A 15294-nucleotide genomic window follows, 5' to 3' on the forward strand; every position below is an offset into this window, starting at 1 on the left:
GACATTCTTACAGAAAGAGATGAATCCGGTCCGGAGACCCGGACAGGAATCCGAAAACATTATGATTGAAATCAAGGATAAAAAAGAATGCTGCGGATGCGGCAGCTGTATGAACATATGCCCTGTGCACTGTCTCCGGATGGAGACGGACGCAGAGGGCTTTCTGTATCCTGTGGCGGACGCGGAGGCCTGCATTGACTGCGGCCTGTGCGAAAAGGTATGTCCGGTCCTGAATGCGGGGGAGGACATTCCCGCTGACCAGAGCGCATATCTGCTGCAGTACAGGAACGCCAGGGTCAGAAGGCAGAGCACGTCGGGGGGCGCTTTTACGGCGATCGCAGGCTATGTACTCAGGCAGGGCGGAGTGGTCTACGGAGCCGCCTATGATGAATCGCTCAGGGTCCACCATAAAGCGGCAGAGTCTGCCGGAGCCCTGGCAGCTTTCCGGGGCAGCAAATATGTGCAGAGCGATACAGAAAGCACCTTCAGTGAAGTCCGGGAACACCTGAATGCAGGCCGGCTGGTCTGCTACAGCGGGACTCCCTGTCAGATCGAGGGGCTTCTGGGCTTTCTGCAGAAACCATATGAAAAACTGATCACGGTCGACGTGGTCTGCCACGCAGTGCCCTCCCCCCTGGTCTGGGAGCGCTATCTGGAGATGCAGGGCAGAAAACTGGGGACCCGGATCACGGACGCAAAATTCCGGGAGAAGCATTTTGGCTACCAGTACTCGACTATGACGCTTATGGATCAGGATGGACAGGAGTGCTACGCGCAGGGCATTGACACCGACCAGATGCTCCGGGCGTTTTTTTCTAATGTCTGCGACCGGCCTTCCTGCTATGACTGCCGTTTTAAAAAGAGATATCGAAAAAGCGACTTTACTATCTGGGACTGCTATCCGGTGTATGCCTTTGACAAGAGACTGGATGATGACAAGGGGACAAACCGCGTCCTGATCCACACACAAAAGGGCAGGGAGATCTTTGAGCAGATCCGGGAAAGATGCCGCGTTCTGGAGGTGGATCCCGACAGGCTCACAGCCGGCGTGAAGGAGATGTTTGAGAGCGTGGAGGAGAGTCCTCTGCGGGAACAGTTCCTGGAAGATGCGGCCTGCATGGACGCGCAGGTTCTCTTTGACCGGTATTTCCCCGTGAACACAAAGGTCAGGCTCGAGAGGGCTGCGCGCAGGTTCTGCTATAGGACGGGGATCTATTCCGCCGCTAAACGGGCGGCCAGAAAGATCCTCAAGAAGGACTGAATCAATAAATAGGGCGGATGGAATGGATAGGACTGAAAAAGAGAAAAAAGCTCCGCAGGTGAGCATCATTGTGCCGGTCTATAAGGTCCCTGAGGGTTTTCTGCGCAAGTGCGTGGAGAGCTGCGGGGCCCAGACCCTTGAGGAGATCGAGATCCTGCTCGTCGATGACGGGTCGCCGGACGACTGCGGCAGCATCTGCGACGAATATGCGGCGCAGGACGAGAGGATCCGGGTCATCCACAAGGAGAACGGAGGTCTGTGCAGTGCCCGCAACGCGGGGTGCCTGGCGGCGCGGGGCGAATGGATCATGTTCGTGGACGGGGATGACTGGATCGACCCCGATATGTGTGAAAGAATGCTCGAAGCGGGCAGCCGGGAGAATGTCGACCTCGTTATGTGCGGGATCACCAAGGAATATGAGCACTCCTCCCAAGTCTACCGGTTTTACCTGCGCGACTATGAGGAGAGCGGCAAGGTCTACAGAGGCCGGGAGTGCCGCTGGCTCCAGCAGCAGCTCCTGGTCTACAACGGCAATATCGCGGTGGCATATTCCAAGCTGATCCGCAGGCGCCTGATCATGGAGAACAACATCCTGCACGACGAAGAGCTCCGCCAGGGAGCGGAGGGACTGGAGTTCAACCTTCGTCTGTTCGAAAAACTCCGGAGCGCGCTCTTTTTGAACCGGCCTTTTTATCACTATATCTATAATGACACTTCGATCTCCGCCTCCCACAGCGAAGAAAACCACGCCTTCGTGATCCGTTGCTTTGAGAGGATCCGGGACCTGATCGAGGAGAGCGATAACCGGGACAGGCTCCTGCCCTGGTTTGACAACCGCCTTCTGTATGTGATCATCACGACAGCCATCAGCGGTTATTTCAACCCGGATAATCCCGCCTCTTACAGAGAAAAGAAGAGAGGGTATGAGACCTATCTGCAGCAGCCCATCGTCAGCCGGGCTCTGCAGACAGACAACCTCCGGGGGCTTTCCAGACAGCGCAAAACGGTCCTGTTCCTGATCAGGCACAGGCAGTTCAGGGCGCTGGATCTGATGGGACGCGCCAGAAAATGGCAGAAGGAACATCTTTAAGAGGATATGGCAATGATGGAAGAACTGATTTCCATAGTGATTCCTGTCTATAATGTAAAGCCTTTTCTGCGCACCTGCGCGGAGAGTGTTTTCGCCCAGACCTTCCGGAACCTGGAGATCCTGTTTATAGACGACGGCTCGACAGACGGGAGCGGGGAGATCTGCGACGAGCTGGCTGCGCAGGATCCCAGAGTCCGCGTGATCCACCAGCCAAACGGCGGCCTCTCCGATGCCCGTAATACGGGGATCGAGGCATGTACGGGAAAATGGATCTATTTTCTGGACAGCGATGACGCGATCTCGCCGGTCACCATCGCCCATCTGTGGACGGCCTGTATCAAGACCAGGGCAGATGTCGCGGTCGGGGATTTTCTCAGGTTTTCCACACAAGAGGTCCCGCAGGAGAGGCGCAGTTTTGCCAGTGAATCTTTCGGGACGGAAGAGGCGCTCCGGCGTATGCTGATGAATGAGGGATTCGGCCATCAGGCCTGGGGGAAGCTCTTTAACAGGCAGCTCTGGTCTGTGCTCAGATTTCCCAAGGGTCTGCTCTATGAGGACTACGCAGTGATCTATGATGTGATGCTGGGGGCTTCAAAGGTCGCGAAGGTCTCCGACGCTCTGTATTTTTACAGGATGCAGGAGGGCTCGATCATGCACAGCAGTATCGGGGAAAAGAACCTCTCCCTGCTGGATACCTCCGCCCGGGTCACGCAGATGCTGCCGGAACATTACCCCGCTCTCCGGGGGCCTGCTGTCCGCCTTCAGGTCGTGACCTGGCTGCGTTTTTTGAGTGATATGCTGGAAACAGACTACAAACTGTTCCCTGATGTCCAGAAGAGAATCATCGATACCCTGAAGTCCTACAGGAAGGAATTCCTCGGCATGAAGGATGTGCGGAAGGTGGATAAACTCAAGTTCCGCGCGCTCATGAGGGGAAAATGGCTGTTTTATCTGATGTACAGAGCATCGGATGCAAAGAAGAAGTGAGGTTTCTGCTTGGTTCCTTATCTGATCACCTTTCTGATCTCCATACTCCTGTGCGGCTGTGCGGAACTGGCTATGAAGCACTCGCGGGCCGGCGGGGTACTGCTTCTGGGGGCAGCGGTTCTGCCCCCGGTTTTTCTGGCCGGCGCCAGGGACTTCACAGTCGGCACGGACATTCGGGCCTATGGCAACTATGTGTTCACCTATGCGAGATTCAGCAGCAATCCGATCACCTTTATGTGGCGGAAGAGCGATATAGAGCCCTTTTATAAAGGACTGGCTGCCCTTGTCTCGAGGTTCACGGACAACCCCCACTGGTTTTATTTCGCTACAGCCCTGGTCATCTGCGGATGCATCATGGGAGGGCTGTATCACTACCGGAGGTTCTGTTCCATCACTCTGAGCTGGGCCTGCTTTCTTTTTCTTTTTTACGGGGATACGCTCAACACCATGCGGCAGTGTCTGGCACTGGCGGTCGTATTCTGGAGTTTCCCGTTCTTTTTGAGAAAAAAATACATTCTCTATGCCCTGTTCCAGGTCGTGGCCATCCTGTTCCATACGACTGCCAGCATCGCTTTGCTGTTCCCCCTGCTGTATCTGTTCCTGCGGAGGGCTTCGGTGCAGTGGATGCAGTTTTTCTTTATTATTCTCTGCATGGGCGTCATCATGTTTTACAGCCCTGTGCTGCGGACAATACTGAAAACCGGGCTTCTGCCCGGCAAATTCTACCGTTATCTGGCCAAGGGAGTCGCTGTCGCCGTGAACCCGACCATCCTGCGCCTGCCTCCGCTTGTGCCCATTCTCCTCTATTATGACCGGTTTTGCGGTTTTCAGGCCGGGGAGGCGGCCCTCGTCCCGCCCCGCAGGGACAGGAACCCTGAAGGAGCTGACCGGTTTCCGGCAGAGGAGACCATGCCGGGCATGCTGATTGTTCTGATGCTGCTTTTGGAGATCTGTACCGTTCAGCTGCGCAGCGTGATGCCTACCCTGTACAGGATCAGCTATTATTTTGGGAGCTTCCGCTTTATCGCCTATTCCAGGCTGCCGCGGATCCTGCGCAAGGACAACCGGCTCCTGGTTGCCGCCCTGCTGCTCCTCTACCTTCTGGTCCTGTGGGTTTATCAGAACGTGATCCAGGGGAACAACGGGATCTATCCTTATCAGGCCGCCCCGGAATGGTGGAAGCTGTGCTATGGGCTGACTCCCCCGTCTTTGAACTGAACCGGGGGACAGTTCCGGTTCCCTTTTCAAACATATGACTGCGCGGACGGGGGTGGACCAGGGGGACAGATCACCGGTCCGCTCTCCGATGCCCCGGGGAGTTTGAACCGGAGAGATTCCTTCTGCCGCTTTTTCATGGGATTCTATCAGTCCGGTACGTTAAGCTATATGATGTTTGAAACGGAGAGATTCCTTCTCCCTCTTTTTCATGCCGCGATTCAGGAGGCAGAAAGTCAATGAATATTACAGTCGTGACACCCTATGATTCCTCCAATTACGGAGCTTTTCTGCAGGCTTACTGCCTGCAGCAGTACCTGGTAAGTGCCGGTCATTCAGTGACGCATATTCCCACCAGGCCGGCCGATTATGTGGAGGCCCTTTATTTCCACAGAATGCCGGTTACAAAAAAAGAAAAGCTTATTCCCGGCGTCTACAGGAGACACACGGCTTATGGTAAGAAAAAATACGAGCTTTTCAGCAGAGCGCAGAAGGCTTTTCATGTGACAGAAGACCTGTCGGACACCGAACTGATCGTCCTGGGGAGCGACGAGATCTGGAATGTGAAGAATCCTGTATTTGCCGCCTCCGTCTTCTGGGGTAAGATCAACATTCCCACGATCTCTTACGCGGCCAGTGTCGGGGATGCCGATGAGGAGACCTTCCGCCCTTTCCCGGATCAGATCGAGCAGCTGCGCAGGCTCAAATGTGCTCTGGTGAGGGATGAAAACACCCGCAGATTTGTGGAGGCCCGCTCCGGCCTGAAGCCGGAGATTGTCTGTGACCCCACGATCCTCTGGCCTGTGGACAGGTACGGAGAGGAATGTGAAGATCCCTATGTCAGAAAGCATAACTGTCTTCTGGTCTATTCCTACGGCCTTTCCAAAAAGGAGATCAGGGAGATCCGCAGCTATGCGAAAAAGAAGCACCTGAAGACCGTTTCCTGCTGTTTTCCCAACCGCTGGTGCGACCACCAGGTGGAGTGCGGCCCGCTGGCCTTTTCCAGCCTGATCCGGCAGTGCCGTGAATACTACACGTCCACTTTTCACGGGACCATCTTCGGCCTGCTCAACCACGCGAAATTTGTCTGTTCCACAGAGCACCCCAAGACCCTGCACCTGCTGCAGCAGTTCGGTCTCGAAGACCGTCTCCTCAGAAAAGAAAACTTCAGTGCAGATGCCCTGGCGGAAATTTTTTCACGGAGGATCGCTTATAAGAAAGTTGACAGGATCGTCCTAAAGATGCGGGAACAGTCGGGACAGAAGCTGGAGGAAGCGATCCGTCTGGCTGTCCGGACAGGGCAGGACGATAAACCGGACGAAAAAGCGGCAGAAAATTCTGCAGGAATTATACCCGGAAAAACGGATGATATTACCGGCGGAAAAGCGGGCGAAGCACTGGTCGCAAAAGTGGCTGAAACGCCCGACTCCGGAGCCGGAGATAAGTTTGACCCCATGATCTGCTTCCCCAACGAGTGCACGGGCTGTTTCGCCTGCCGGCAGGCCTGCCATCAGGATGCTGTCCGGATCGTGACGGACGCCCAGGGCAGGAAGCTCCCTTCGATCGATGAGGATAAATGCATCCGCTGCGGCGCCTGCAAGGCGGTCTGTCCCGGGAGAAACAAATCCTCCCTGCACGAGATCAGGGCCTGCTATGCGGCCCGCGGCAGGAATGAAGAAGAGATCAGGGACTCCTCTTCGGGAGGAATGGCCGCCCTTCTTTCGCAGTCCATGGTCAGGGAAGGGGGCGTCGTCTGCGGCGCCGTGGTCAGGGACAGGAGGGTGATCCACGTCTGTGCCTCCACACTGGAGGAGACCGCTGCCTTTAAGGGCTCCAAGTATGTCCAGAGCGATATTTCAGAGAGCTTTGAGGAGATCCGCGGGATGCTCAAAGACGGCCGCAGAGTCCTGTTTATCGGGACGCCCTGCCAGGTCGATGCCATGAACCGGTTCTTTGGCAGGAACGCCGGTTTTTATACTGCCGATATCATCTGTCACGGAGTGCCTCCCATGGAGTATCTGACAAAGCACCTGGCGGACATCACCGGGGGGCACAGTTTTGACGGTTTCCGTTTCCGGGGCAGCACCGATGACTTCACACTCAAGGTTTTTGACGGCAGTGAGATCCTCTATGCAAAACATGAGACAGAGGATCCTTATTTTCATGCTTTTCTGACAAGCATGACCTACCGCGAAAACTGTTACAATTGTAAATATACCTGCAGCCGCCGGGCGGGAGACCTCACTCTGGGAGACTTCTGGGGGCTGGATCACAGCACCCTCAAAAACACTTATGACGGGAACATTTCAGTCGTCCTTGTCAATACGGAAAAAGGGCAGGAGCTTTTTGAAATGATCAGGCCCCTCCTTGTCTGCGAGGAGAGGGAGACCGCAGAGGCTGTTGCCGGCAACCCTCAGCTGCGCAGGCCCTCCATGAAGCACAAGGACCGGACAGCCTTTATTTCCGCCTACATGAAGAGCGGGGATTTCAGAACCGCGGTCGCTGCGACGGGCCTGGAACAGGAAATGAAACGCCTGCAGTTCGGCAGGACCGGAAAAGGAAAGGTCTATGTCCGGATCAAAAAGATGTGGCAGAAACTGGTTTGAGCGGACAGCATGGATTGAACAGACGGCGGATGCAGCGTCCTTACGCGAAATACTGCCGTCCTGCTGCGGGAAATCGTCAGCAGGCGTCTGAGAACAGGTCAGTAAGTGTCTGAGAATAGTATATAAAAAATGTTTGGAAAATTATTGAATCGCTACAGGGCAATCCCGATTGCCGCGAAAGCTTCCATATGGTTTATAGTCTGCAGCGTCCTGCAGAAGTGCATCTCGATGATCACGCTGCCAATCTTTACCAGGCTGATGAGCACCGAGCAGTACGGCCAGTTCAACGTATACAACTCCTGGCTGCAGATCTTTACGATCTTTGTCACTCTGCGTCTCAATTACGCCGTGTTCAATAAGGGAATGAGCAAATTCAAGGAGGACCGGGACGGATACACCTCCACCATGCAGACCATTACCTTCCTGCTGGCCGCCGCCCTCTTTGCGGTCTACCTGGTCTTTCGAAAGCAGGTCAATGCCCTGACCGAGCTGCCGACCTTTGTCATGGTCGCGATCTTCCTGGAGCTTCTGTTCACACCGGCCATCGATTTCTGGACGATCCGGAAACGCTACGAATACATCTATAAGCCGGTCGTCTACCGCACCCTTCTGATGACGGGGCTCAACGCCGCCCTGGGTGTTGCCGCTGTCCTGATGACAACAGAAAAAGGATACGCCAGGATCATTTCCTGTGTTTTCGTCAATCTCTGTTTCGGGGTCAGCCTGTTTGTGTACAACCGGAGGAAGGCAAAGACCTGGTTTAATAAAGAGTACGCGAAATTCGCCATTCTCTTTAATATCCCCCTCCTGATGCACTATGTCTCCCAGTACATCCTGGACCAGTTTGACCGGATCATGGTCCAGAAGCTGGTCAGCATGGCGGCTGCGGGACTGTACGGTGTCGCCTATAATGCGGGCATGATCATGAAGATCGTCACCCAGAGCATCAACAATGCCCTGATCCCCTGGCAGTATAACAAGCTGGAGAAGCAGGAGTTTCGTGAGCTGGACGACGTGCTCTTTCTGATCTTTATCGGCGTCGCGGCCTGTGCCTTTGTGTTCTCTTCCTTCGCCCCGGAGATCATGCACATTCTTGCGCCTCCCAGCTACTATGAGGCTGTCTACGTCATCCCGCCGGTGGCCGTCGGGCTCGTGTTTTCCTTTATGTACACAGCCTTTGCCAATGTTGAGTTTTTCTTTGACCAGAACAAGTTCACCATGTATATCTCCATGGCGGGCGCCCTGCTCAATATCGTCCTGAACTACTTTGGCATCAAGCTTTTCGGCTATGTCGCCGCCGCCTACACGACCCTGTTCTGCTATGCGGTATTTGCCCTGTGCCATTACCTGTATATGACCGCCAGCGTGAAAAAGGCCCTGGGGGTCTCCGGTGTGTTCCGCTCCGGCAGGCTCCTGGTCCTGTCCGCGGCGATTCTTCTCTTTACGATCGCGATGATCTTTTTCTACGACAAAGCCCTGATCCGCTACAGCATCAACCTCCTAATCCTGCTCGTCCTCTATCTCAAGAGAGACCTTGTGAAGGATCTTTACGGCAGGGTGCGGTCCGCAAAGAAAAAGAAATAACTATAAGTTTTCTGCACTTCGAGGCCCGGATGAGTGCGGTCCGCAAAGAAAAAGAAATAAAGGATATTGCTTTTAAGGAAGATATGATGATAGGAATCCTGACTTTTCATAAATCTGTGAATTACGGTTCTGTCCTGCAGTGCTGGGCGCTCCAGAGGGCGCTGACGCTGGAGGGGTACACGCCTCAGATCATTGATTATGAGCCGGAAAAATACGGGGAGATGTACGACGTCTTTTTGAAACCGGGTACTCCGCGCTTTCTGATCCGGAATCTCAACAGGCTGCCGGTCAGCGGTATCCTGCAGCGGCAGAAGAGCGGCTTTGCCCGTTTTCGCAGAGACCACCTTCCCGTCGGCCCGGTGACCTGGCATCACGATGACGATTATACGGCGATCGGCTCACAGTACGATGCCATCATCTGCGGCAGCGACCAGATCTGGAATGTCAGCGCCGCGGACGCGGACAAGATCTATTTTCTGCCCTTCGACGCTCCCTGCCGCAAGCTCGCCTATGCGGTGAGCCTCAATACAGGTTCCTTCGACTCCCTGGAAGATCCCGGGGAGAGGGAGACCTACCGGCAGTGGATCAGTGATTTCGACTACCTTTCCTGCCGGGAGATCGACGGCGTCGAAAAGCTGCGTGAGCTCCTGGGAGGAGAGCGACCGGTAGACCTTGCCCTTGACCCGACCCTTCTGCACGACAAGAAGGAATACGTCCGGATCACCTCTCCCAGACGGATCAGGGAGAGATATATCTTTGTCTATTATGTCTGGTATGACGAATCCATCGTCCGCGCGGCCCGGGAGATCGGCAGGCGGACGGGACTTCCCGTCTATACCATTGAAATGGCAAAGGGCGGACGCACCTATCTCAAACTCTGGAAAAAGGGGATCCGGCCTGTTACCCGGGCCCTTGCGCCGGGTGATTACCTGAGTCTGATCCGGCATGCCGCCTATGTGGTCACGGACTCCTTCCACGGGACAGCGTTTTCCATCATTTTTGAAAAAAAATTTGTCAGCATCAACGACGGCAGCCCGGAGCGGGGATATAAAAATGATGTCCGGATCAGCGGGATCCTGGACAAACTAGGCCTCGGCGGCCGCTTCGTCACCTGTGAGCAGCTTGAGCAGCTCGACCTCGATGAGCCGATCGACTACAGAGCTGTCACCCGCACCAGAAAACAGCTGGCCCGGCAGTGCCTGAAGAGACTGACAGATGCCCTGAAAGGATAAAAGCAAAATGACTGTTCAGAAAATCTCAGTGATCGTGCCGGCCTATAATGCTGAGAAGACGATAGAAAAGACTATCCGGAGCCTTCTGGCCCAGGACTGGCCGGATTTTGAAGTGATCGTGGTTGACGACGGCTCCACAGACCGGACAGCGGAGATCTGCGCCGGCTTTTGCGAAACGACAGAAGCGGATCAGGGCACCGTCCCCCGGGCAACTGCATCCGAAACGGCAGAAGCGGACCAGGGAACCGTCCCCCGGGCAACTGCATCTGAAACGGCAGAAGCGGATCAGGGCATCGTCCCCTGTTCCACTAAGCAGATCCGCGTCCTGTCGCAGGCCAACGCGGGGCCTGCGGCCGCCAGAAACCTGGCTCTGCAGAATGCCCGGGGGGATCTGATCTGCTTTGTGGACGCCGACGATACTGTGCAGGAGGATTTCCTGAGGGCTCTGGCGGAAGCCGTCACCGATGCGCAGATCGCTGTCTGCGGATACAACATAGTCCGGGAGGACGGAAGCTCAGACCCTGTCCTGCCCGCCCGGGAGCGCCTGACAGGCACTGAGACAATGAAGAGGGTCTTTACCGATGAAGCCATAAACGGCTTTCTCTGGAACAAGATTTTCCGTGCTGAGATCATCCGGGACTATTCCATCCGTTTTGATGAAAAAATCCATGTCGGGGAGGATATGCTGTTTGTGGAGCAGTATCTGCGCTGCTGCGCCACTGTCCAGATGACAGACCGGGCTCTGTACAACTACTTTGTCGCCGGACAGTCCGTCTCACACGCGCTCACAGCCCGAAACCTCACCCTGCTCAGGGCTTTTGCCCGCGCCTTCAGCCTCTCAGGGGAAAGCGAATACAGAGACCTGACGGTCAGCAAATATGTCCGCCAGTATCTGGTCTTTTATGTGCTTTATCCTGAAAAAAAATCACTGGAAAAGAGGTTCAACACCTTTCTGGAAAAAACCGGCTATTCTGATGAACGGATTTTTGCGGTCCTGCCGCGCGCATACAGGGCCAGGTTCAGATTTTACCGCTTCAGCAGACCGTTATATGCGGCGTGTATGTCGGGGCTGCGGGGAGCGAAGGATGTCCTTTTCGGGAAAGACAGGGAATTGAAAAAAAAAGTAAGGGACAAGTCATGCCAGTACAACACACAGAAAAACAGCATACAGTAAAACAATATACAGAAAAACAACATACAGAAAAACAACACACAGAGAAACGTAAAAAGAACAGCAACCTGAGTATAGAGCTTTTCAGGATTCTTTTCACCTTTGTGATCGTCATTCACCACGCTTCTTCCTTTCCGGGAGGAGACACCTGCCTCAGGCACGGCTACCTCTGCGTGGAATTTTTCTTTATTCTGGCCGGTTTTTTTCTCTACCGGTCCTTCAGGGCGGAAAAGGAGCACAGCACCTTTGCCTATCTGAAAAAGAGGCTGCGCCGGCTGTATCCGGAGTATCTGTTTGCCGCCCTGGTCTGTATCCTGGTCCTGGGCGTACTCAACCGGGAGTTTGACCTGAGCAAGGCGGTAAATGAGCTTCTGATGCTGCAGAACACCGGCATCTTCCATCTGGGCGGATACAACTTCCCCTGCTGGTACATTTCCTGTATGATGGTTGCCGGGCTTCTTATTTACAGCTTTCTGTCCGTCAGAGAAAATGAATTTCTGAAGATCGCTGCTCCCCTTCTGGCTGTCGGGACCTTCACCTTTTTGATGGGCAATGGCAAAGGGCTCGAGACCTGGGGCTATATGGGACCCGTCTCTTTTCCCCTTCTGCGCGGCCTGAACGACATGTCCGTCGGCGTCCTGCTCTGTGCGCTTGTTATGGACCATGTGAAGCTGTCAGAGACAGTCAGTCTCCTGCTGGAGATCGTATCTGTGATCCTGATCTTCCTGGGACTGTTCACTGACTTCTCAGGAGAAATGGTGACCGTCACAGCCTTCCTCGTCCTGATCCTGTCCCTGACCGCCGGGGAAAACCCCGTCAGCCGGGCTCTGTCTGAGAACAGGGTGATCGCTTTCGTTTCGAACTACAGCTACACCCTCTACCTCAATCACGGCATCCTGGTCAAGATCTTTCAGGTCGTCGGGAAAAAAGTCCAGATCCCCTGCGTGATCGGGGTCTATCTTGTTCTCCTGATCATCTACAGTCTCATTACCAAAAAGATCGTGGACACCATCTGCGGCATTCTGTTCAGGGAGAAAGCCTGAAAAGGTATAAATGGATTGAGAAGGTATAAATGTATATAAAAGCAGAACTGCTTTTATAGATAAACTGCGGAAACTTCCCGCATCGGAAAGGGATGAAGCCCATTCTGCCAGGGGAGATTTCAGCAAGTAACTGTTCACCGCCGTTGTAAATCTGTAATCCGGATCGCAAGGTCTGTTCATAGTTCATAATGGAATCTGTCATTTGACTTGCCTGGACGGCTGTATCCCAGGGTATTCATAAGCAGGCTCCTGTTGCATCAAAATGATCAAATGATCCGGCAAAACCGGGAATCCTGTATGGACCGGAACAGATACGGCATTATTGAAAGGAAAAAGGAATATTGACAATGAAAAGAGAAAGCGGAATTCTTTACCCCATTTCGTCCCTGCCCTCACGTTTCGGCATCGGCGCGTTTTCCAAAGAAGCCTATGAGTTCGTGGACTTCCTGAAGGAAGCCGGCCAGTCTTACTGGCAGGTCCTGCCCCTGTGCCAGACCGGTTTCGGGGACTCCCCCTATCAGTCTGTCTCCTCCTTTGCGGGCAATCCCTATTTCATCGACCTGGAGAAGCTGATCGAAGAGGGGCTTCTGACCTGGGATGAAGTGAACCGCTTTGATTTTGGCAGCGATCCCGAAAAGGTCGATTATGGCGCTATGTACAACTATCGCTATACCGTCCTGAGGATCGCCTTTGACCGCTTCAGGACTCTGGAGTCCTCGCCCAGCCACAGCGCTTATCACGCAGAGTATCAGGAGTATCTGGATAGAGAGCACTACTGGCTCTTTGACTATGCCCTCTATATGGCTCTGAAGAAAAAATATGAAGGAAAATCCTGGACCGACTGGGAGAAGGGTGAGCGGCTCAGGGATCAGAAAGCCCTGGAGGCATCGGCGCAGGAACTCTCCGATGACATCGACTTCTACCGTTTCCTCCAGTTTGAATTTGACCGCCAGTGGAAAAAACTGCATGCCTATGCGAAAGAACAGGGCATCAAGATCATCGGCGACATCCCCTTCTACGTGGCAATGGACAGTGCTGCGACCTGGGCTCATTCCGATATTTTCAAATTTGACAAGGACCTGGTCCCGACCGTTGTGGCGGGCTGCCCGCCTGATGCCTTCTCCCCCACAGGTCAGCTCTGGGGCAATCCTGTCTATGACTGGAAGAAGATGAAGAGGGGCGGTTACAACTGGTGGATCCAGCGCTTCGCCCGCAACTTTGAGTTCTATGATGTTGTCCGCCTTGACCACTTCAACGGCTTTGCGGAGTATTACGAGGTTCCCTACGGAGACAAGACAGCGGAACACGGGACCGTCGTCAAGGGCCCCGGAATCGACTTCTTCAGGACTGTGAAAAAGCAGCTGGGTGAGGTCGCCATTATTGCGGAGGATCTGGGGAACATCACCCCCGCGACAGAGAAACTGCTCGAGGGGACAGGATATCCGGGCATGAAGGTCCTGCAGTTCGCCTTTGATCCCAGCGAATCCAGCTATTATCTGTCCTACAACCATGTGAAGAACGCCGTCGTCTATACCGGCACTCACGACAACACCACGACCCGCGCCTGGATCGAGCAGTGCAGCGACCACGACAGGGACTTCGCCCGCCGCTTCATCCACTCGGAGAACACTGACTACGGCGCCTTTACCTGGGACTTCATCCGTGAGGCTTTCCGCAGCGTCTGTGACCTCTGCATCATCCCCATCCAGGATTATCTGGTCAAGGGCGAGGAGGCCCGCCTCAATACCCCCGGCACTGCCCAGGGCAACTGGCAGTGGCGCGTCCTGCCGGATTTCCTTTCCAAAGAGCTCGCCCACAGCATTTATGACCTGACAAAGACCTATGGAAGGCTGCCGAAAGTGGATAAAACGGATAAAGATAAAAAAGAAGAGAAGAAACCCCAAAAGTAATGATCCGAAAAGCAATCCGAAAGATAGAATAAGCTGATAAACCTGTCAGAAGGACGTGTCCTCATTGAATCAATTGTGTCTGCTCCGGGAGCCCCTGTCTCAGGATTGCATTTTACTAAACGATGCGTAAAACCTTATAAAGGAGACAATAAATTGGATATTAGTATTTTGCTGGTTCTTCAGCAATTCAGAGAAGGAGGCGGAGGCATTTTTCTCAAATTTCTGGAAAAGATGACTTTTCTGGGAGAAATGAATACAGTGCTGGTCATCATGGCCGTCGTCTACTGGTGTATCGATAAAGATATGGGGGCTTACCTGATGATGGGCTGGAGCGGCAACAGGCTGGTCAACGGAATGTTGAAAGTGACAGCCTGTGTCTACCGGCCATGGATCAGAGATGCCCGGGTCGTTCCGAATGCTGCCACGATGGCCACGGCGACCGGTTACTCTTTTCCCAGCGGCCATTCCATGAATGCCGCTTCAGTTTACGGAGGCTGTCTTGTCCGCAGTGATTTTTCCAGGGCTTCCCGTATTATATTTGCCCTGACTGTAGCGCTGGTGGCTTTCAGCCGCAATTACCTCGGTGTGCACACCCCCCAGGACGTCCTTATCGGTGTTTCCGCAGGACTTCTGGTCATGGTCCTGACTTACCTCCTCATGCGGTGGATCGCTATCCATCCTAAAGAAGATAAGTATGTAGCCGTGGTCGGGCTGATCCTTGCTGTGCTGGTTGCAACCTATGCGGCAGTCAAACCCTATCCTGCGGATTATGACCTGGAGGGAAAGCTGATCGTGGACGGCGCGAAAATGGCGAGGGATACCTTCAAGGGTGTGGGCTGGTGCATGGCTTTCCTGATCGGCTGGATCCTGGAGAGACGCCTGGTCAGGTTTACGACACAGATCTCCCCTTACCGCAGACTCACCCGTTTAGCGGTCGGTCTTTTTACCTACTATGCAGTCAGTCTGATCCTCGTACCCCTGATCGCGTCAGGGATCTCCGGTGCGGCAGGAACCCTGGTCTCCTGCTTTGTACAGATGTTTTATGTCGTCTTTCTGTTTCCGCTGTTCTTTAATTGTGTAGAGAGAAATTAATGAAAGAAATGAAAGCAGGCTGTCAGCAGCCTGCTTTTTTTCGTTCATTTTTTGACACTTATTTGACAAAGTCTGGAATTTTTGTTTGTTTTATACAGGATTG

Annotated in this window: 11 protein-coding genes; all 11 read left to right on the plus strand. The window is 53.9% G+C overall.

Translation table 11 applies throughout. From position 1 onward, the window contains the following. Positions 1 to 61: 61 nt before the first annotated feature. On the plus strand, positions 62 to 1261 hold the full coding sequence (locus tag BLT02_RS05140) for a Coenzyme F420 hydrogenase/dehydrogenase, beta subunit C-terminal domain (protein ID WP_092992242.1): 1200 nt from the start codon (positions 62 to 64) through the stop codon (positions 1259 to 1261). A 22-nt stretch (positions 1262 to 1283) separates the two neighbouring features. Then, positions 1284 to 2351, plus strand: a complete 1068-nt coding sequence (locus BLT02_RS05145; protein WP_092992244.1) for a glycosyltransferase family 2 protein — start codon at positions 1284 to 1286, stop codon at positions 2349 to 2351. A 12-nt stretch (positions 2352 to 2363) separates the two neighbouring features. Further along, on the plus strand, positions 2364 to 3338 hold the full coding sequence (locus BLT02_RS05150) for a glycosyltransferase family 2 protein (RefSeq protein ID WP_092992246.1): 975 nt from the start codon (positions 2364 to 2366) through the stop codon (positions 3336 to 3338). A 9-nt stretch (positions 3339 to 3347) separates the two neighbouring features. Beyond that, positions 3348 to 4556: an EpsG family protein gene (locus BLT02_RS05155; protein WP_092992248.1), complete on the plus strand. Its 1209-nt coding sequence runs from the start codon at positions 3348 to 3350 to the stop codon at positions 4554 to 4556. Positions 4557 to 4792: 236 nt separating this feature from the next. Beyond that, positions 4793 to 7159, plus strand: coding sequence for a polysaccharide pyruvyl transferase family protein (locus BLT02_RS05160; RefSeq protein WP_092992250.1), 2367 nt, complete (start codon positions 4793 to 4795; stop codon positions 7157 to 7159). Between the two features lie 144 nt (positions 7160 to 7303). After that, the gene (locus BLT02_RS05165; protein WP_175453696.1) at positions 7304 to 8743 is read left to right on the plus strand and encodes a lipopolysaccharide biosynthesis protein; all 1440 of its coding nucleotides are present in this window, start codon (positions 7304 to 7306) and stop codon (positions 8741 to 8743) included. Positions 8744 to 8826: 83 nt separating this feature from the next. Next, on the plus strand, positions 8827 to 9975 hold the full coding sequence (locus tag BLT02_RS05170) for a polysaccharide pyruvyl transferase family protein (RefSeq protein WP_175453697.1): 1149 nt from the start codon (positions 8827 to 8829) through the stop codon (positions 9973 to 9975). 7 nt (positions 9976 to 9982) lie between these two features. Next, on the plus strand, positions 9983 to 11149 hold the full coding sequence (locus tag BLT02_RS17090) for a glycosyltransferase family 2 protein (RefSeq protein WP_175453698.1): 1167 nt from the start codon (positions 9983 to 9985) through the stop codon (positions 11147 to 11149). Beyond that, positions 11113 to 12189, plus strand: a complete 1077-nt coding sequence (locus BLT02_RS05180) for an acyltransferase family protein (protein ID WP_092992256.1) — start codon at positions 11113 to 11115, stop codon at positions 12187 to 12189. Before BLT02_RS17090 ends, BLT02_RS05180 begins: the two co-directional genes overlap by 37 nt. A 347-nt stretch (positions 12190 to 12536) precedes the next feature. Then, entirely contained in the window at positions 12537 to 14099 is a 1563-nt protein-coding gene (malQ, locus tag BLT02_RS05190) for a 4-alpha-glucanotransferase (RefSeq protein ID WP_092992259.1), read from the plus strand. Between the two features lie 153 nt (positions 14100 to 14252). Further along, positions 14253 to 15191, plus strand: a complete 939-nt coding sequence (locus BLT02_RS05195; protein ID WP_139187424.1) for a phosphatase PAP2 family protein — start codon at positions 14253 to 14255, stop codon at positions 15189 to 15191. Positions 15192 to 15294 lie beyond the last annotated feature (103 nt).

The sequence above is a fragment of the Sarcina sp. DSM 11001 genome (assembly GCF_900101015.1).
GTDB lineage: Bacteria > Bacillota > Clostridia > Lachnospirales > Lachnospiraceae > CAG-791.